The organism is Pseudomonas sp. 9.3L, assembly GCF_058536285.1.
On sequence record NZ_JBZUBK010000001.1, the window covers coordinates 4,124,918 to 4,143,695 of the forward strand.

Genomic DNA, 18,778 nt, shown 5'->3' on the forward strand with positions numbered 1-18,778 from the left:
CCTCAACTCCCGTCTCTGCCAGTCGCACTTGCACACTTACTTCACCGTACGCGGCACCTTGCCCTGTTGCATCTGCTCCAGCAACGGTCGGCACTGATTCGACTCATCACCGCCGCTGGGCACGACCAACGCCAGCAAACCTGCCGCAGGTGCAACCACGGCGCCTAATGCAACCATCCCCGCACCACGCAACAGTAACGGCACGCTTTGTACGCCCGCGCTAGGATTGGCGAAGGTGCCGCGCACGTAGAGGGGCGAGCGCAACGAGAACAAACGGAAGCCTTTGGATTCAGGTGTGATCTTGAAGTCCATTTGCTCGGTCTTCAGGTTGGTGTTGCCATCAATGTAGATCACGGCATTTTCGGCATCGAATACAAAGAGGTTGGTACTGGCCAGGCCATCCTTGATACCAATGTCTGCCGCTGCACAATTGATCTTCACTTCCTTGTCGCCAAATATCTTGCCCATCACGTAGTTGCCCACGTTAAGCCCGGCAATCTCCATAAGGTCACGACTCACAGCGCCGTCATTGACCAGCATTTTCAACCCGCCATTTGCAGAGCCCAGCAACGCTGCAACCGAGTTGCCGGTGCCTGAAAACTCCGCATCGCCGTTAAGCTGGCCAAAACTGGTGCGCATGGGCTCGAAGGTTGGGAACAACTGCTTGAGCCTGAAGCCTCGTGCACTCAGGCGAGCTTGCCCCTGCAGGGGCGTACTCTGACCATTAAGGCGGATCTGAGCATTGAGTTGCCCACCTGCCACACCAAAACGCAGCGGCTCCAGGCTCAGGCGGCCGTCATCGAGCACCACGTGCGTGTTGAGGTCGGTAATAGGCAGGCTCTCGCTTTTCACAATACGTTTACCCGCGAATTCCACGTCAGCATCCATGGCGCGCCAGCGGTCGGTGCGGAAGGGCTCCACCGGCAGTACCTTGCCCGCAGGTTGCTGGGTAGCGGCGCCGCGGGCTTTTTGTTCGGTGTTGGAGTCCGCACCGATCAATGGTGCCAGGTCAGCAAACAGCAATTGATTGGAGACAAGCTTGCCCGTCAGCTTAGGGCGTGGCTGGCTGGCGGCGAACGCCAGGTCACCATGGATATCACTGCCGCCAATACGTCCATTGAAGCCTTGGTAGCGGAAGGTAGCCCCTGCAGGATCATGCAGGTGCGCAATCAGGTGACCGTCCGTGCTGTAAGGCGGTGAGTCCGGCAGGGTCACTCCGGTGATGGGATAGAGATTGCCCAGGCTGGTGCCTGAGAGTTTCAGGTGAAGGTCCAAGGCACCCAGATTGCGCGGGTCGGTCAGGGTACCCACCACGGCTGCATGTGTATCACCCGCCGTGGCCTCTACCTGCACAGGGAACGGTTGCTTGGCATCTTTAAGCGCCAGCAACCCGCCGAGTTTGCCTTCGCCCTGTACCGGTAGGCCTTTGTAGCGCCCTTTGGCCTTGAACCCGAACGCGTAGTCCTGCGCACTACCGCCTTCTTTATCCAGGCTTTTAGCCGCCTCGCTGTCACCCGCCAGGGCTTTGAACGGAATAGGTTTACCCAGAGGGTCAATCATCACCTGCACCTGGGTATTGAGGGTAGCGTCGTCGAATTTGACCTCGCCTTTATCAAAGCCGACCGCACCGATGTCTACGACCCAATTGGAAGGTTCTGCCTGGTCATCCTTAGGCCCCAGGTCAAAGTCCCAGTTGGCACGGCCATCTTTGAGGCGCTGCAAATCCGCGCTTGGCTCGGTGAGGTCAATGCGAGGAATTACGATTCGCTGGGCCAATAACGGCAACGGTGACAGGCGAAACTCGATCCGCTTGAGCCCCGCCATTTGCGGCGTACTGGACCATTCAGGGTTACCCAGGCTGATGTCTTGGGCGATGAACCGGGGCCAAGGCACCCACGCTCGCCAGCCACCTTCGTCTGCATCCCTCCCCCACTGGATCGCCAGGTCGCCATTGATAGCGAAGGGCCGGTGCAAGGCAGCGGACACCTTTTCGTTAAGGGTGGGCTTTACTCGATTCCAGTTGAACGTGGCGATGAACACCACGAGGGCAATGACCAGTACCGCAATGACGGCGGCGATCCAGGCAAGGATGCGAAGCGGGCGTGACATGGATGTTTCTCCTTACAGCGACCATCCGAGGGCAGCGGCGCATGGTGGGCGGTCATGGGTGTGACTACAGCGAGACGGCACAGGTTCGGCCATCGAGGCGATGCCAGGTCAAGGCCTGCCATGAAAGGCCATCGCCTTGCCGCCCGAAGCATACCGCTGACGTGGGCAACCCGCGCGCACTATGTCAACCACAAGCCCTGTTGGGTTGCCTACGCCAACCTTGGTCGTTGTCGGGGCTTGCTGCTACAGTGGCGCCCATTTGCAGCCCGTTGAAAGCCGCCCATGCCTACCTCTGTCCCTCCTCAGGTCGCCAACACCTTCTCCACGGTGTGGCAGCATTTTATCGACGGCATCGTGCCGCTTTGGGAGGGCCCAGGCTGGAACGCCAGCCTTGGCTTGCCTTACGAAGCGCTAGACGCCGCCCATCAACCATTGCCCGCGCAACGCTATCGGGCCATGGCCTGCGCCAGGCAGTTATTCGTATTCGCTTCATTGGGTGAGCACCCTGGCGCCAAAGCACGCGCTGCCGCGCTGTTCCAGTCGCTTAATCAGCATTTTGCTGACCCTGTGCAAGGGGGCTGGTTCTATAGCATCGACGCCCAAGGCGCGCCGCTCGATACCCGCAAAGACCTCTACACCCATGCCTTCGTGCTGTTTGCCTGTGCTCATTACCTGCGCCTGGCGCCTGAAGCGCAAGGTTGTGTCACGCAGGCGCTGGCGGCCATCCAGCGTTTTGCAATCGATGATGGGCTCTACACCGCCTGCCTGAACAATGACTGGGCGCGCGGCGATGAAGGTGCCTTGCAAAACCCCCTGATGCATTTGGCCGAAGCCTTCCTGGCCACGTTGGACACCTACTCCAACGCCCCCACCGAGGCCGCTCTGCATGCCTTGTGCGACGGTATGCATACGCGCTTCTTTGATCCGGCTCACCGTGTGTTGCTGGAAAAGCCGCTCGGCCACCCAGATAACTGGTATGAGCCAGGCCATCAGTTCGAGTGGTTCTATCTACTGGCCTCGTCGCCACGGCTGGCCAACCACCCCCTGGCCACTGATATGGCGCAGGCCTTAGAACGCTCCGAAGCGCAGGGAATGGTAGACGGCGCGGTGTGTGCCGGCTTGACTGCGCAAGGCACCTTGCTTGACGGCACCCGACGTATCTGGGCCCAGGCCGAATACCTGCGGGCATTGAGCCTGTTGCCTGCGCGGGAAGCCAGCCTCGCCAATGCCCTGGAAACGTTCCAAGTGCAATTTCTGCGCCCGGCGGGCTGGTATGAGTGCCGTGACGCGACAGGCGTAGTGAACCGGCACGACATGCCCTCCACTACGCCCTATCACCTCTACACCTGCCTTGCAGCCTTGGCAGCTAGCCCTTTGGTGTGCGCTCCACTGCAAACCCTGCCCAGGATTGAGTGATCGGCATCAGCTCAAGGCGGTTGATGTTGATGTGGGCCGGTTGGGTCAATATCCAGTAGATGGTGTCGGCGATGTCTTGGGGCTGAATGGGGTAGGCACCGGCATAGGTTGCGTCATAGCGTGCCCTGTCCCCACCAAAGCGAACGAGTGAAAACTCACTTTCGCACATGCCCGGCTCCAGGTCAGTTACCCGCACGCCTGTGCCTTGCAAGTCACAGCGCAGGCTCAGGGAAAACTGTTTGACGAATGCTTTGGTGCCGCCGTACACGTGGCTGCCCGGGTAAGGATAACTACCCGCCACCGACCCCAGGTTAACAATGCCCGCGCCTTTGCCATGGGCGATCAATCGCGGCAACAACAAGCGCGTGGTGAACAGCAGCCCTTTGATATTGGTATCCACCATGGTTTCCCAATCATCCAGGCTGCATGTGGGGGCAGGGTCTGCGCCCAGGGCCAGACCGGCGTTGTTCACCAGTGCGGTGATGGTTGCGAACCGCTCTGGAAGACCTTCGATGGCCGCTTCCATGGCGCGACGGTCACGTACGTCTACTGCCAGCGGTAGCACGTCAACGTCTTTCCCCAATTCACTGGCCAGCGCGTGGAGTCTGTCCTCACGGCGGCCTGTGATAATCACCGACCAGCCGGCGGCCGCGAAGCGTCGGGCACAGGCCTCGCCAAAGCCTGACGTGGCACCCGTGATAAATACAGTAGAAGGCATTGGTTTCTCCTGAGTGAGCGGCGCTTGCCGTATGAGCGTTTAATCGAGCACCAGCATGCCTGCTGGGCTCACCCGGCACAATCGCGGGTGCTGTGAGACTGCCGACTGACCTTTTGGCACTAAAAACGCGTTGAAGACCTTGTTAACAAAGGGCTAACGAATGCGGCCTTGCGAGCCCCCTTTCCAAAGGTTTCACACAGACTTATCCACAGGCTACTTATATGCCTGCGCTGAACCTGTCAAGGCTTGACAATCCGCTAGAGAGTGAGATCGATACGGGTAGATCAATAATTGAGCAACAGGCTAAAACCCTTACGTCGCAAGGGCTGCAGCCTGTTGCCAACCGCTTATTCACAGGCTCGCCCACCTAATTTGTGGGCTAATAACCGTTGGGGATAAGCAGCGCCTTTAGGTGACCTTTCACCGCATTGCAAGGGCTGGCAGAAAATGTTTTCCACATTTTCGATCGGCCCTGTACGTTGCGTTTTCAGTGGCCGCCCAGGTAGGCATTGCGTACCTCATCGTTTGCCAGCAACTCTTGCCCGGTTCCGCTCAGGCGGATCTGCCCATTGACCATGACATACGCACGGTCGGACAGCCTCAAGGCATGGTTGGCATTCTGCTCTACCAAGAAGATGGTCATGCCGGCTTTAGCCAACTCTCGCAGGGTCGTGAAAATCTGCTTCACCACGATAGGCGCTAACCCCAGAGACGGCTCATCCAGCAACAGCAACCTCGGGCGGCTCATCAGGGCACGGGCAATGGCCAGCATTTGCTGCTCGCCCCCCGACATGGTCATAGCCCGCTGATTACGGCGCTCCTTGAGCCGCGGGAACAGCTCGAACATGCGCTGCATGTCCTCACTGGCGTATTTATCGCCAATTGGGATCGTACCCATCATCAGGTTCTCTTCCACGGACATGTCCGGGAATACGCGCCGCCCCTCGGGGGACTGCGCGATGCCATTGGATGCAATGTAGTGGGAAGACTTCTGTGTAATGTCCGTGCCTTCGTAAAGGATCTGCCCACGGGCTACCCGTGGCTGCCCAAAGATGGACATCAGCAACGTAGACTTGCCTGCGCCGTTGGAGCCAATCAGGCTTACGGTTTCGCCAGGGTTTATATGCAGCGACACCTGCTTGAGTGCCTGGATAGGCCCGTAGTACACGTCGATGGCCCGCAGGTCGAGAATAGGCCCGTTCATACCAGCTCCTCTTCGTCTGCGCCCAAGTAGGCAGCGATCACCTTGGGGTCGTTACGGATCTGCTCAGGCTTGCCCACGGCAATCACGTTGCCGTGGTCCAGCACCACGATGTCATCGGAAATACTCATTACCATGCCCATGTCGTGTTCAATCAACACCACAGTCATATCGTGGTGGTCACGCAGGTGGCGGATCATGCCACTCAGGGCTTCGGTTTCCTGAGGATTGAGCCCGGCAGCCGGCTCATCCAGGCAGATCACCTGAGGCCGTGTACACATGGCCCGTGCGATCTCCAGGCGGCGCTGCTGCCCATACGACAACTCTCCGGCCAGGCGATTGGCGCAGTCCACCAGGTCTACGACTTCAAGCCAGTAGAACGCAGTGGCGAGGGCCTGCTCCTCAGCTTTACGGTAGCCCGGGGTATTGAAGATACCGGCGAGCATATTGCGATTGACCCACATGTGTTGGGCCACTAGCAGGTTTTCTACCACGGACATTTCTTTGAATAGCCGAATGTTCTGGAACGTCCGGGCCAGGCCCGCGCGGTTGACCAGGTGCGTGCCTCCGAACATCTTGTAGTACAGCCGGCTGAAGAAGCGCCCAGGTGCTACAAAGTCGCTTGCCTTGAACGACTCCCCCAGCAACCTGATGACCTCCACACTGCCGTTGCGGGCATTGAGCTGGATACGCCCGCCAGTGGCCTTGTAAAAGCCGGTGAGGCAATTGAAGACTGTGGTCTTGCCTGCACCATTGGGCCCAATCAGTGCGAAGATCGAGTTGCGCCGCACTTGCAGGTTAACGTCGCTCAGCGCCTTGATACCGCCGAACTGCATCATCAGGTGTTCGACGGACAGGATGATATCGTCGCTCATGGCGCTACTCCCTTGCGTGGCGTGACCCCGGTGCGGCTGATACGGATCAGCCCACGTGGCCGCCAGATCATCATCAGCACCATCAACACGCCAAACAACAGCACACGGTATTCCGAGAAGCTGCGCAACAGCTCTGGCGCAACGGTTAATACGAAGGCGGCGATCACTACCCCCACGGTAGAGCCCATGCCGCCCAGCACCACGATGGCAAGGATCAGCGCGGACTCGAAGAAGGTGAAGGAGGTAGGGTTGACGAACCCCTGGTAACTGGCAAAGAACACGCCGGCCAAGCCTGCGGTAGACGCCCCAAGGGTGAACGCTGACAGCTTGACCAGTACATGGTTGAGGCCCATGGCCCGGCAGGCGATCTCATCCTCTCGCAGCGCTTCCCACGCGCGGCCTATGGGCATCCGGGTAAGGCGGTGCTTGATGTACAGCACCAGCATCACCACGATGAACAGTACCGCGTAGATGAACAAAAACTTCAGATCCGGGTTGTAGGTGAAACCGAAGTATTCATGGATCGGTACGCCGCCGTCCTTTGCTCGGCGCCCAAACTCCAACCCAAAGAAGGTAGGCGACGGCACGGGCACCCCGTTGGGGCCACCGGTGAAGTCCAGCCAGTTGTTCAGCACCAGCCGAATGATCTCCCCGAACCCTAGCGTTACGATGGCCAGGTAATCCCCGTGCATTCGAAGCACCGGGAACCCCAAAATGCACCCCGCCAAGGCCGCCGCAATGGCCGCCAGGGGCAGTGCGGACCAAAACCCCAGGCCCAGGTACTGGTAACCCAGGGCGAGGCCATAGGCGCCGATGGCATAAAAAGCCACGTACCCTAGGTCAAGTAGCCCTGCCAGGCCTACTACGATGTTCAAGCCCAGGCCAAGGAGCACGTAGATCAGCCCCAGAATCACCACAGTCAGCATGTATTTATTAGCGAACACGGGAAAGACCACAGCAATCACGATCAGCAGCGGAATGATCCAGCGCAGCCGCGACTTGTAGTCCGGCGCCAGCACATGAACGCCCGCGCCACTGCCTTCAAAGCCCTGCGTAATGCGTAAGCCCTGGGGTGTTTGCAAAAACAGGCTGAGCAGGAAGCGCCCCGCCATGACCGCGCCGACCAGCCAGGCAGTACGTTCAGGTTGCAGGTTGAAGCCATAGCCGTCGAGTACGATGCCAACGATCGGCCCGAATACAATCAGGGCCAGCAGGCCGGCAATGATCGCATCGATCAGGCTTTTCTTTAGGTTCACAGGGGTATGGATAGCAGAGGACATGGTCACACCTTCGCCACGAGTGGGCGACCCAGCAGGCCTTGGGGACGGAAAATCAGGATCAGTACCAGCAGGCCGAAGCTGAACACGTCTTTATAGTCAGAATTCACCAGGCCCGAAAACTGCGACTCGGCCACCCCCAGGATCAAACCGCCGAGCATGGCGCCTGGCAGCGAGCCAATACCCCCGAGCACTGCTGCGGTGAAGGCTTTGATACCGATGATAAAGCCTGCATAGAAGTCGAAGGTGCCGTAGTTCATGGTCACCAGCACCCCGGCCAACGCCGCCATGGCAGCGCCGATCACGAACACGTAGGAAATGACGCGGTCGGTGTTGATGCCCAGGATCGACGCCATCTTGCGGTCCTGCTGCGTTGCCCTGCACATGCGCCCCAGCTTGGTGTACTTGATGATGTAGGTCAGTACAGCCATGCCAGCGAACGCGGCAATGATGATAAAGGCCTTGGTATAGCTCAGTTGCACGAAGCCGCTGCCTACGTGAAAGCGCCACCCTCCCTCAAGCAGGGTGGGCACGCCCTGCTGACGGGAGCCCTGGCTGATTTGCACGTAGTTTTGAAGGATCAGCGAAATCCCGATGGCACTGATCAAGGGGGCCAGCCGCGTTGAATTGCGCAACGGCTTGTACGCCACGCGCTCAATCACAAACCCGTAGACCCCTGTTACCACGATGCTGAAGATCAAGGTGCCCAGGATAAGGAAAGGGAACGACTCAAGGCCGAAATAGGATAGTACGGCGAGCCCTATGGCCGAGAGGTAGCACGACACCATATACACATCGCCATGGGCGAAGTTGATCATGCCTATAATGCCGTAGACCATGGTGTAGCCAATGGCGATCAGTCCATAGACTGACCCCAGAGTCAGCCCGTTGACCATTTGCTGCAGGAAAATACCGTCCATCATGCGCTCTCGTGAACCGTGAGGGCGCCAACACCTGCCCCGCCGAAAGGCTAGGCGACAGTCTTGGCGGTGTGGCTAGGCAGGCTCGCTTGCCATGGAGGCACGCGAGCCGCAAGCAACGCTTATTTTTGTTGTTCGAGCTGCTTGTACTTGCCGTCAGAGCCCCACTGGTACACCACATAATCCGAGACTTTCAGGTCGCCCTTGCTGTCCCAGGACTTCTCGCCCATTACGGTTTTCACAGGGTGCGACTTGAGCCATTTGGCGGCATCTTCGCCCTTGTTTGACTTGGCGCCGTTGAAGCCCGCGGCCAATGCTTGCAGGGAAGCATAGGCATACAGGGTATAGCCCTCTGGCTCATAACCACTCTTGCGGAATTGCTCCACTACCGCTTTGGAGTCTGGCAACACGCGTGGATCGGCACCGAAGGTCATGTACACGCCATCAACGTATTGCTTGCCACCGGCGGTAGTAACCAATTCATCGGTAACAATGCCGTCATCGGATACGAACTTCACATCCTTCAGGCCCTGCTCACGCATCTGCCGTACCAATGGCCCGGCTTCGGGGTGCAGGCCGCCGAAGAACACGACCTCGGCTCCGGCGCCGCGGATTTTGGTTACCAAGGCGCTGAAGTCTTTTTCGCCCCGGGTCAGGCCTTCCTCAAGCACCGGCGTTACGCCGCGCTTTCTCAATTGGGCGGCGGTGGCATCCGCCAGGCCCTTGCCGTAGGTGTCCTTGTCGTTGATGACGGCCACTTTCTTGGCTTTGAGCATGTCTACGATATAGTCGCCCGCGACGATGCCCTGCTGATCATCCCGCCCGCACATGCGGAACATGGCAGGCAGGCCACGGTCGGTCACGGCAGGGTTGGTGGAGCCGGGAGTGATCGCGATAACGCCAGCGTCTCCATACACTTCCGAGGCCGGAATAGTATTCGACGAGCAGAAATGGCCCACTACACCGATAACCTTGTCCTGATCTACAAGACGGTTGGCAACCGCTACAGCCTGCTTGGGTTCACAGGCATCATCCCCTGCAACCAACGTGATTTTTTCCCCATTCACACCGCCTGCGGCGTTGATAGCGTCGGCTGCAGCCTGAGCGCCTTTCATGTATTGCTCGCCAAATGAGGCGTTGGCGCCGGTCATGGGGCCGGCTACGCCGATCTTGACGTCTGCCTGGGCATAAGACGCAGCGCCCATCGCGGCAGCTACCGCAAGGGCCAGAAAGCCGTGTTTGTAAAACGTCTGCGACATGAGTGGTGCTCCTGAGCTTTTTTTGGTTTGGCACTACAACTTCAGCGTTTTGATCTTTCAGCTAGTACTGGCTTAGCCCCAAGGCACGAGCAAGCCTCGTGCCATCAAATTTTCACTGCGCCTAAAGTTGTAGCTCACTCACAGGGTACGTGTGACGCCGCGTTGCTTAAACAGCACGTGCAACCTTCTAGTGCGTCATTAGTTGCGCCTGTGATTGAGAAAAGAGAAACCGTACAGCGCAGCGAGTGCAACCCTTGGTGAGGGGCCAGCGCAACCTTGCCGTAACATTTTGCGTAACGGAACTGCACAATCGGAGTGCGCCCTCACGGTGTGGCGCACCATCTGCGATAATGCCGTGCGCCAAAGGCAGCATCATCCAAAGCCTGGCCTCACTTTTTCTTTGCGTTGTTGTCACAAGGGGCTTGGCACCCTGGAGCTTTTGATGATCGACTCACCCTTTGGCCCCCGCGTTATCCAGTCACTGCTGGACACCGACCTCTACAAACTGTCGATGATGCAGGCGGTGCTCCACAATTACCCCAACACGGACGTGGAGTGGGAGTTCAGGTGCCGGAACGGAGAAGACCTGCGGCCCTGGCTTGGCGAGTTGGAAACCGAGCTGGAACGGCTATGCGAGCTGGGCCTGAGCAGTGAGGAAACGGTATTCCTTGAAAACATCAACTTCATGAAACCCGATTTCCTGCGCTTTCTGGGGTTGTTCCGGTTCAACCTTCGCTACGTGCAACTGGGCATCGAAAACGACGAGTTGTATATCCGCCTGCGCGGCCCTTGGCTTCATGTGATTTTGTTTGAAGTACCACTGTTGGCCATGGTCAGTGAAGTACGCAACCGTAACCTTAATCCAGACATGGTTTTGCAGCGCGCCCGGGAGCAGTTGTATCGAAAGTTCGACTGGCTGGTGGCCAACGCCACTGCGGATGAGCTAGCAGGGCTGCAAGTGGCAGACTTCGGTACCCGGCGGCGCTTTTCGTTTGGTGTTCAAGATGAAATCGTGCACCTGCTCAAGGCTGAGTTCCCGGCGCGCTTCGTCGGCACCAGCAACGTCCACCTTGCCCGTAAATATGACCTAAAACCCTTGGGCACCATGGCCCACGAGTGGGTAATGGCGCACCAGCAGCTTGGCCCTCGTTTGATCGATAGCCAGATCGCTGCCTTGGATGCATGGGTACGGGAGTACCGCGGCCTGTTAGGCATCGCGCTAACCGACACCATCACCATGGACGCCTTCCTGCGGGACTTCGATTTGTACTTTGCCAAGCTGTTCGATGGTCTACGGCACGACTCCGGTGACCCGGTCATCTGGGCGGAAAAGGCCATTGCTCACTACCGTAAGCTGGGTATCGACCCTATGACCAAGACCCTGGTATTTTCAGACAGCCTGGACCTGCCACGCGCCTTGAGCCTGTACCGCGTATTGCGCGGCCGTATCAATGTCAGTTTCGGGATTGGTACCAACCTGACGTGTGACATCGAGGGCGTGAAGCCCATGAGCATGGTATTGAAGATGTCCAGCTGCAACGGGCAACCGGTCGCGAAGATCTCGGACGAAGCCGCCAAGACTCAGTGCCGCGACCCGAACTTTGTGTCTTACCTGCGGCATGTGTTCAAAGTAAGCCAACCCACATAACAAGGGCGCTACGCGCCCCGGTTTAGTCCACAAGCGTGACCTTTCCCTGCATCATTGCCACATGACCGGGGAACGAGCAGAAAAACAAATACGAGGTGGCAGGGTCCAGGGCAGACGCGTCGAACGTCACACTGTCCTTATCCCCGGCGCCGATCAAGCGGGTATGCGCGATCACTCGCTTGTCGTCAGCTTTGAGGTAGCCTGCGTCCACCCCGGCAGACATGCCATCGCTGGCCACGCCCTTGAGGTCGTCTGCCTTGGTCAATACCCAGTTATGCCCCATTACCTGCACTGGCAAGTTGCCTGAGTGGGTAAGGGTGAGCGTGAACGACTTACAGCTTTTGCTGACCTGGATGTCCTTTTTATCAAAGGTCATCTGATCGGTGGAGTCGATGGTTGCCTCGCAAGAGGCGGCGAATGCGGGTAGCGCGATCAGGGCGAAGACACTCGTAAACAAGGCTTTGAGCAGCATAAATACTCCAGATAAGGGCCTGAGATTGTCTATCAGGCCCATGAACACTTTCAACGGTCCCATCTTGCCTGCCAGGCGTATGCTTCTCAACCTAACCCGAGGAACTTCGCCATGTACTTGAACACATTCTTTCGTAACCTGCTGGTTGCCTATGCCTGTGGCGCCAGTGGCGTGTCATACCCTCCTGCCGACTAAAACGCCAACATTATGTAGCACCTCGACCGGGGCAAGGCGGGTTGAACTGGGGGCTCCCACCATTGGAGCCTGACCATGAATACATCCTCAATGCGGCTGCTTGATCTGTTTGCCCACTGGCAGGATCAACGCCTCTACGATCTACAAGCGGTAATCACCCACCTAAAAGGAAAAGCCCGGGTCAGTACGGAAGCTATCGAGACGCATCAAATCGCGACGCTTCGCTTTTACGTAGACGATGAGGGCCGCCCTGCAGCGATTCGTCACGAAACGTCGTTAGCCGAAATATTGGCCAAGCACACCGGCTTGACGAGTGCGCTTAGCGTTGAGACAAGCACACTATTAAACGCCTTACGCTTTGAACGGGAGCGGTACTTGCGCGCCATGGTGCGCGCTGCACGATCAGACCTGACTCAGTTGCTAGACCCTGTGGAAATCAACGCGCTTCGCAACCTGCCTATCCTCCAGCCAGGCCCTAGTAGTCATGTATCAGCGTTTCTGCGTGGGGCCACCGATAATCAGCACCCTTCGGCGCTCAAAGAATATCCAGCTACCCTTCTGGCTCGCGCCCTTGGGACCGATGCCGCTCAAGCCTTACTCGATGCGATAGAGCAGGCACTGGACTGGCAAACACCCACAAGTAGAGGAGAAGCATTATCAGGTCATGACCTGGCGATGCTGACGCTGGTATTGCCGTGGGCACTGGACCCTGACGAAGATTTCCTAGGCTTTGACTTCTATGAACAACAGGCTGGTATTGCAGTGGGTGAACTGCTGGATAAATTAAAAACACATGTTACCTCCAAACTTAATGACTGCCCTGCAAGCACTTTTGGCCTGGTCCGCTACCTGCTAAGCGGCCATGGCCCAGCGGAACTCACCGTATTAGGCCTACCCGACAGCCTGGCTTGGGCGTCAAGCCTTGCGTGGGTGCAACTGTCTCATGGCGTTACCACGCTTGAGGTATGCAAGCCCGGCATCGCGGGTGAGTGTTTCTTCAACGAAGCGCTTGATCTTCCCGCTCGGCTAGCTCAGCGCGACCATAACGAACGCATGTCCGAGGCATTGGCCGCTGCCCTGGCCCCAGGCTTAGCCCACTGGAATAGAGCAACACAAAAAATCGCCGGACTACCTACGCCTTTGGCGCCAGCCCATGCGGCGCAAGCGCTCCTTACGCAGGTCGAGGCTTTAGACCTTGCGGCCAGTGCTTTAAATGCGCCTATGCCCGATCGCCTGCAGATGATCGATAACGAGCTTAAAGCACGAGGTATTTCGCCAGAAGCCCGCTTTGTAAACGCCACCCGACGTAGGGAGGAGAGCCTCCTGCGAAGCGGTGGCATAAACGCTGTGCAGGCCCTGGCCAGCGGTCTTGCTTCAGGCGATGACCCGGTGTTCGTCCAGGCGTTGGTACAGGTGGGTGACAAGTTATATGAGCCTTGGAGCCAGAACAGAGACCTCCCAAACATGAGTGAGCGCTTCGAAGAGGCCTTCACCCGTTGGAAACAAGAGGCTACCCACGCTGCTGGTGTTATGACACAAAGGCTATTAAGCGACCTTCCTCTAGAAGACCGCCTGCGCCTGGAAAATCACCCTGTCGCTCTCTGCAAGCTAGCAAGGCCGGTGCCAGGCGAAGACACGATACTGGTGTCGAGTTACGGCATGATTGCCTACGTAGAAACCCCTGATGGCGCCTACTTCTACGCGCTCTTACCTTCAGCAGCTTGGTGCCAAGTAGTGGCTGACCCACAGCGCAAGATTACGCCACCACGCAGGCTCTCTCAGCCCCGCGAACAGCATCTGTTGCCCTTCGATTGGGAAGCATTCGCCAATGGTGGCTTGCCGGTGCCTCATGCCCAGTTCAGTGGTTGGCTAGAGCCATTTGCCTACATCCAGCCTGCCCTTGCCCCCCCTTCCCAGGTATTCAATACCAGCGAGTCAATTAGTAACCACCTGAGGTATCTGATAGAGGGTACCGGCGCCTCCCTTTACCCGCTGGCTCGGGGCGTGGTGCAAGGTGAAGACCCCGTAGAATTTCCGGAGGCAGTTAAGGCCCTAGTGCCCTTCTGGTCCTCATATGAAACCCTCAAAGAGGGCTTCGAAGGCGGAAAAGGTTGGTTGATTGCATTTGGCCTGCTGGGCTTTGGCCTGGAACTGTTGAGCTTCGGCGCCGTCGCCAGGTTAAGCGCCTTAAGCCTGCGCTTCGTTGCTCTGGGCACGCGAGTAGGCGCCCGCCAAGCGATTAAAACGCTTGGGCCACGCTTGCGTAAATCTGTCTTAGAGGTACTTGACGCGCTTCTTCCCACAGGCGCTGATCTGCAGTCAGGTAATCCTGACCTAGGCATGATCCTGTCCCTTCGCCGCAGTTACGGTGCGCTTGTGTCGCGTGCAGCGCGTCAGTTGCATAAATCAGCAGATAAACAGCGTCTGCCGAGCGTGCCACCCGCTGCGCCCTCGCACCGTCCTGCCATCTTCACTCAGCGATTCGGAGACAACAGCAGTGTGCTGGTGATCAATACCGGTAAGTCTTTACCAGGGCTAAGCAGGCCGCGGCTTGTAGATCATCACACGCATCTCCCTTATGGCCCCGCCCTTGACATAGTGGATGACATAGGCAACTTGGGTCGGTTACCCAAAACTTTGCCGGTCACTACTATCGAAGGCCGCTACTACCTGCCGGACCCTGCACCCTCCCTGTCTATCACATGGATTCGCTGGGCAGAAGACACCTGGCTAGAGTGTTCTGGGCGCTTCTATAAGGTGCGCAAGGACACACTCGACCGGCCTCAAGTACTTGAGCAAGCACCCCCACCCTTTGCACGACCCCCTCTCAAACAGAGGGGTTGCCGAGTCCGACGCACCCCCATACAGCTGCCTCTGATATGTGGCCCTTCGGGGGACCGTATGACGAGCCTCTTTACTGAACTTGCACCTAATACCGAGGTGCCGACAGGTGCGGTGAACTGGTTCGATCACCGTAAAGTAATACCAGATCCCAACACTGGTCACTTCGCTGACAATCGCAAGCTATGGCGTACCAGGCAAGGCAAGGATGAATCTGTGCAGGAATTGAAATGGGAAGATTACCGAGACGAAATCAGTGTGCGCCGAATTGCGGGAAATGAGCTATTCCAGCGTGTTGAAATAACCACTGGCGTTGTGACGCAGGCTAACGACCGCCGGGTACTTTCGGCGGTGCAGGTGACCTCCGTGGAAAACGGGAAGCAGCATATCGTGACGTGCGTGGACGAAGGCGTGTTCTACCAGGCGGAGATTCCAACAAACGCAGATAGCTTCAAACTTCGCAAAATACCAGAAGGTAACTCGCCTCGTGGTGAAGGTATGACTATTGAAGAAGAGCTTAAATTCATATACACCGGTTGCTGGGATGCGAACCTGCAACTTCGAACACTGGGCGAGCAAAAGGTCAACGCTCAGTTAGAAGTTATCGAAAAGACGCTATCCGAAGGCGTTGATGTTGGATCGACCATGTCTCAGCGCTTCAAACTTAGCACCACTCCCGCTCAGGCAGCCCTGTTCGCCAAGTATTCTCGCCGCAGCTACAGTAAACAAACCCGTGAGTTGCTGGCCAGCGATTACACCTACGCTATTAACCGTGAAACTTCTGCTGATGTCAGGAGCGCTATTGCTACGCATTTGAATCGACTGACTGAACCATCAATTAAATTTGATGCCGAGCGGGTACTGGACTCGGTAGCGATCGATAGCGCCCTTCCCAAGGGCAAAAACCTAGCCTTTCTCGTCCTCGACTATAAAGACAAAAGGGCTCCGGAAGTGTACTTCAGTGTATCCGGCATGCCTAAACGCAAAACCGATGTAAACTTGGGCAAGGCAATGGCAGATAGAAAATCTAGCATCACTACGGATGCAGAGGATGGTACCCATTACATTAACTGTCGCGGCGAAGGCGATAGGCTGAGTACCGAGACGCTGGTTCATCTTCCTGATCTGTCCCAACCCGGCAACCTGAACATCGGCAATATTAACGACCGCCGCTTAGACTCCGAGCGCAACATCTTGGCCTACATCACCAAGACAGGGGTAGACCCGCAGGAAGTTGACAAGGCCGTGTTGTTTACACGCTTCCCCACCTGCGACAGCTGTACCACGCTGATTAAGCACTTTCGCGAGAAATTCCCTGATGCAGGCTTCGACGTTTATGAGTGGCCGCGGCCCACGCCTACCGTCCCGCAGCCTGGGCCCGGGCCGGGAGCTGCGAACGTGAGTTAACGCGGTAACACAGGCTGCCGGCTAGGCTTCTTCTTAACCTTGGCGCCGCCTTTACTGGCACGTGTGGTCTGATCACGACGTGCCTGGGCGGCAGCCTTGGCTTCCTCGCGTTTATCCCACGGTTTGCTACCGTCGCTGGCACGCGGCGGCAGGCCCGTATGCTGCGTGAGAATACGCTGCTCACGGCCTACCTTATGGCTGCCCGCCGGCGTGGAGTTTTTACGCCGCGCACTGGTGTAGGTATCGACCTCAGGCTGGTGCGCTGGAATCAGCTGGTGCTTGCCAGCGCCAATCAGATCGCTGCGCCCCATGCGCTCCAGTGCTTCACGCAGCATTGGCCAACCCTTGGGGTCGTGGTAGCGCAAGAAAGCTTTGTGCAGCCGGCGCTGCGCCTCGCTCTTGACGATACTCACTGCCGGGCTTTTATACGTCACTTTACGCAGCGGGTTCTTACCCGAGTGGTACATGGCCGTGGCCGAGGCCATCGGCGACGGGTAGAAGGCTTGTACCTGATCGGCGCGGAACCCGTTGCCCTTGAGCCACAGCGCAAGGTTCATCATGTCCTCATCCGTGGTGCCAGGGTGAGCGGCGATAAAGTACGGAATCAGGTACTGCTCTTTGCCGGCTTCTTTCGAGTACTTCTCGAACATGCGCTTGAAGCGGTCATAGGAGCCAATTCCCGGCTTCATCATCTGATTAAGCGGGCCTTCCTCGGTGTGCTCCGGTGCAATCTTCAGGTAACCACCCACGTGGTGAGTTACCAATTCACGCACATACTCCGGCGACTCTACCGCCAAGTCGTAGCGCAGGCCTGACGCAATCAGAATCTTCTTCACCCCCGGCAAGGCACGAGCACTACGGTACAGCTGGATCAGGGCCGAGTGATCGGTATTGAGGTTGGGGCAGATGCCGGGGAACACACACGATGGCTTGCGGCATGCGGATTCGATTTCCGGGCTCTTGCAGGCGATGCGGTACATGTTGGCGGTCGGCCCACCCAGGTCAGAAATCACCCCCGTGAAGCCGGGCACCCGGTCACGGATTTCTTCGATCTCGCGAATGATCGACTCTTCTGACCGGTTCTGGATGATGCGGCCTTCGTGTTCGGTAATGGAGCAGAAGGTACAGCCGCCGAAGCAGCCCCGCATGATGTTCACGGAGAAACGGATCATGTCATAGGCGGGGATTTTTTCCTTGCCGTAGACCGGGTGGGGAATGCGCGCGTAGGGCATCCCGAACACGTAGTCCATCTCTTCGGTGGTCATGGGGATGGGCGGCGGGTTGAACCAGACGTCGACCTCGCCGTGTTTCTGCACCAGCGCCCGGGCGTTACCTGGGTTGGTCTCCAGATGAAGTACGCGGTTGGCATGCGCATATAACACAGCGTCGTTACGCACTTTCTCGAACGAAGGCAAGCGAATGACCGTCTTGTCACGGGTCATGCGCGGGCTTTCGAGAATCTGCACGACCTTGGCTTCGGAGGGATCGTCAACCGGCCCCTTTTCCTGCTCAATCGCGCACGCTTGCGTGTCTTGGGTATTCACGTACGGGTTAATGATCTTGTCGACCTTGCCTGGTCGATCGATACGGGTGGAGTCCACCTCGTACCACCCTTGGGGTGTGTCACGCCGCACGAATGCCGTGCCGCGGATATCCGTGATGCTGGTCACCGGCTCGCCAGCCGCCAGCCGCTGGGCCACTTCAACTACGGCTCGCTCGGCATTGCCGTACAGGAGAATATCAGCGCAGGCGTCAATCAGGATGGAATGACGAACCTTGTCCTGCCAATAGTCATAGTGCGCAATACGCCGCAGCGACGCTTCAATGCCGCCGAGCACGATGGGCACGTTGCGGTAGGCCTCCTTGCAGCGCTGGCTGTACACCAGGCTCGCACGGTCGGGCCGCTTGCCCGCCAACCCACCGGGCGTGTAGGCGTCATCGGAGCGAATTTTCTTGTCCGCGGTGTAGCGGTTGATCATCGAGTCCATGTTGCCCGCTGCCACGCCGAAGAACAGGTTCGGCTCGCCCAGCTTCATGAAGTCGTCTTTGTTGGTCCAGTCGGGCTGAGCAATGATGCCCACGCGGAAGCCTTGGGCTTCCAGCAACCGGCCAATAATGGCCATGCCGAAAGACGGGTGATCCACGTAGGCATCGCCGCTCACAATGATGATGTCGCACGAGTCCCAGCCCAGTTGGTCCATTTCTTCCCGGCTCATAGGCAGGAAAGGCGCTGGCCCGAAACACTCGGCCCAGTACTTTGGGTAGTCGAATAGCGGCTTGGCTGCTTGCATGGCGATAACCGTATGAATGGCGGAGACCCGCGTGAATTCGCGGTCGCGGAGAATAGCACAAAAAATAACCAAATCCGACGACCTTTGTCGGATTTAGCGAGGCGCGCTTGGGCATAGATCCCATAGCATCGATGCAGCCAATCCCTTGT

The 18,778-nt window shown here is 57.7% G+C and carries 12 protein-coding genes; 3 read left to right on the forward strand and 9 right to left on the reverse strand.

Going from position 1 to position 18,778, the window contains the following annotated elements:
• Positions 1-36: 36 nt before the first annotated feature.
• Positions 37-2,109, reverse strand: coding sequence for an AsmA family protein (locus AC4LE2_RS19130; protein WP_491827461.1), 2,073 nt, complete (start codon positions 2,107-2,109; stop codon positions 37-39).
• A 282-nt stretch (positions 2,110-2,391) separates the two neighbouring features.
• Here AC4LE2_RS19130 and AC4LE2_RS19135 point away from each other — a divergent pair, with 282 nt between their 5' ends.
• Positions 2,392-3,525 (forward strand): AGE family epimerase/isomerase, encoded by a 1,134-nt coding sequence (locus tag AC4LE2_RS19135; protein ID WP_491827462.1) that lies wholly within the window; start codon positions 2,392-2,394, stop codon positions 3,523-3,525.
• Here AC4LE2_RS19135 and AC4LE2_RS19140 read toward each other — a convergent pair.
• The 6 genes from AC4LE2_RS19140 to AC4LE2_RS19165 all read right to left on the reverse strand — a co-directional run bounded on the left by AC4LE2_RS19140 (position 3,476) and on the right by AC4LE2_RS19165 (position 9,775).
• Positions 3,476-4,243: an SDR family oxidoreductase gene (locus AC4LE2_RS19140; RefSeq protein ID WP_491827463.1), complete on the reverse strand. Its 768-nt coding sequence runs from the start codon at positions 4,241-4,243 to the stop codon at positions 3,476-3,478. The two genes, AC4LE2_RS19135 and AC4LE2_RS19140, sit on opposite strands and share 50 nt — an antisense overlap.
• 487 nt (positions 4,244-4,730) lie before the next feature.
• On the reverse strand, positions 4,731-5,447 hold the full coding sequence (locus AC4LE2_RS19145; RefSeq protein ID WP_491827465.1) for an ABC transporter ATP-binding protein: 717 nt from the start codon (positions 5,445-5,447) through the stop codon (positions 4,731-4,733).
• Positions 5,444-6,319, reverse strand: a complete 876-nt coding sequence (locus AC4LE2_RS19150; protein ID WP_491827466.1) for an ABC transporter ATP-binding protein — start codon at positions 6,317-6,319, stop codon at positions 5,444-5,446. The genes AC4LE2_RS19145 and AC4LE2_RS19150 overlap by 4 nt, the downstream gene beginning before the upstream one ends.
• Positions 6,316-7,599 (reverse strand): high-affinity branched-chain amino acid ABC transporter permease LivM, encoded by a 1,284-nt coding sequence (gene livM, locus AC4LE2_RS19155; RefSeq protein ID WP_491827468.1) that lies wholly within the window; start codon positions 7,597-7,599, stop codon positions 6,316-6,318. Before livM ends, AC4LE2_RS19150 begins: the two co-directional genes overlap by 4 nt.
• Before the next feature lie 2 nt (positions 7,600-7,601).
• A complete protein-coding gene (locus tag AC4LE2_RS19160; RefSeq protein ID WP_491828181.1) occupies positions 7,602-8,516 on the reverse strand; it encodes an ABC transporter permease subunit in 915 nt (304 codons plus the stop codon).
• Between the two features lie 122 nt (positions 8,517-8,638).
• The gene (locus AC4LE2_RS19165; RefSeq protein ID WP_491827470.1) at positions 8,639-9,775 is read right to left on the reverse strand and encodes a branched-chain amino acid ABC transporter substrate-binding protein; all 1,137 of its coding nucleotides are present in this window, start codon (positions 9,773-9,775) and stop codon (positions 8,639-8,641) included.
• Between the two features lie 442 nt (positions 9,776-10,217).
• Here AC4LE2_RS19165 and pncB point away from each other — a divergent pair, with 442 nt between their 5' ends.
• The gene (gene pncB, locus AC4LE2_RS19170; protein WP_491827472.1) at positions 10,218-11,423 is read left to right on the forward strand and encodes a nicotinate phosphoribosyltransferase; all 1,206 of its coding nucleotides are present in this window, start codon (positions 10,218-10,220) and stop codon (positions 11,421-11,423) included.
• Positions 11,424-11,445: 22 nt separating this feature from the next.
• On the opposite strand, the gene azu is transcribed toward pncB, so the two are convergent.
• Positions 11,446-11,895: an azurin gene (gene azu, locus AC4LE2_RS19175; RefSeq protein ID WP_491827474.1), complete on the reverse strand. Its 450-nt coding sequence runs from the start codon at positions 11,893-11,895 to the stop codon at positions 11,446-11,448.
• Between the two features lie 1,248 nt (positions 11,896-13,143).
• On the opposite strand from azu, the gene AC4LE2_RS19180 reads away from it, so the two are divergent.
• Positions 13,144-16,338: a deaminase domain-containing protein gene (locus AC4LE2_RS19180; protein WP_491827476.1), complete on the forward strand. Its 3,195-nt coding sequence runs from the start codon at positions 13,144-13,146 to the stop codon at positions 16,336-16,338.
• Here the strand turns inward: AC4LE2_RS19180 and AC4LE2_RS19185 are convergent.
• A complete protein-coding gene (locus tag AC4LE2_RS19185; RefSeq protein WP_491827478.1) occupies positions 16,335-18,629 on the reverse strand; it encodes a YgiQ family radical SAM protein in 2,295 nt (764 codons plus the stop codon). The genes AC4LE2_RS19180 and AC4LE2_RS19185 overlap by 4 nt on opposite strands.
• Positions 18,630-18,778: the final 149 nt, after the last annotated feature.

Bases quoted from the DNA above. Each gene is read 5' to 3' on its own strand.
- AC4LE2_RS19130 (WP_491827461.1), bottom strand. From the start codon at position 2,109: ATGTCACGCCCGCTTCGCATCCTTGCCTGGATCGCCGCCGTCATTGCG.
- AC4LE2_RS19135 (WP_491827462.1), top strand. From the start codon at position 2,392: ATGCCTACCTCTGTCCCTCCTCAGGTCGCCAACACCTTCTCCACGGTG.
- AC4LE2_RS19140 (WP_491827463.1), bottom strand. From the start codon at position 4,243: ATGCCTTCTACTGTATTTATCACGGGTGCCACGTCAGGCTTTGGCGAG.
- AC4LE2_RS19145 (WP_491827465.1), bottom strand. From the start codon at position 5,447: ATGAACGGGCCTATTCTCGACCTGCGGGCCATCGACGTGTACTACGGG.
- AC4LE2_RS19150 (WP_491827466.1), bottom strand. From the start codon at position 6,319: ATGAGCGACGATATCATCCTGTCCGTCGAACACCTGATGATGCAGTTC.
- livM (WP_491827468.1), bottom strand. From the start codon at position 7,599: ATGTCCTCTGCTATCCATACCCCTGTGAACCTAAAGAAAAGCCTGATC.
- AC4LE2_RS19160 (WP_491828181.1), bottom strand. From the start codon at position 8,516: ATGGACGGTATTTTCCTGCAGCAAATGGTCAACGGGCTGACTCTGGGG.
- AC4LE2_RS19165 (WP_491827470.1), bottom strand. From the start codon at position 9,775: ATGTCGCAGACGTTTTACAAACACGGCTTTCTGGCCCTTGCGGTAGCT.
- pncB (WP_491827472.1), top strand. From the start codon at position 10,218: ATGATCGACTCACCCTTTGGCCCCCGCGTTATCCAGTCACTGCTGGAC.
- azu (WP_491827474.1), bottom strand. From the start codon at position 11,895: ATGCTGCTCAAAGCCTTGTTTACGAGTGTCTTCGCCCTGATCGCGCTA.
- AC4LE2_RS19180 (WP_491827476.1), top strand. From the start codon at position 13,144: ATGTCCGAGGCATTGGCCGCTGCCCTGGCCCCAGGCTTAGCCCACTGG.
- AC4LE2_RS19185 (WP_491827478.1), bottom strand. From the start codon at position 18,629: ATGCAAGCAGCCAAGCCGCTATTCGACTACCCAAAGTACTGGGCCGAG.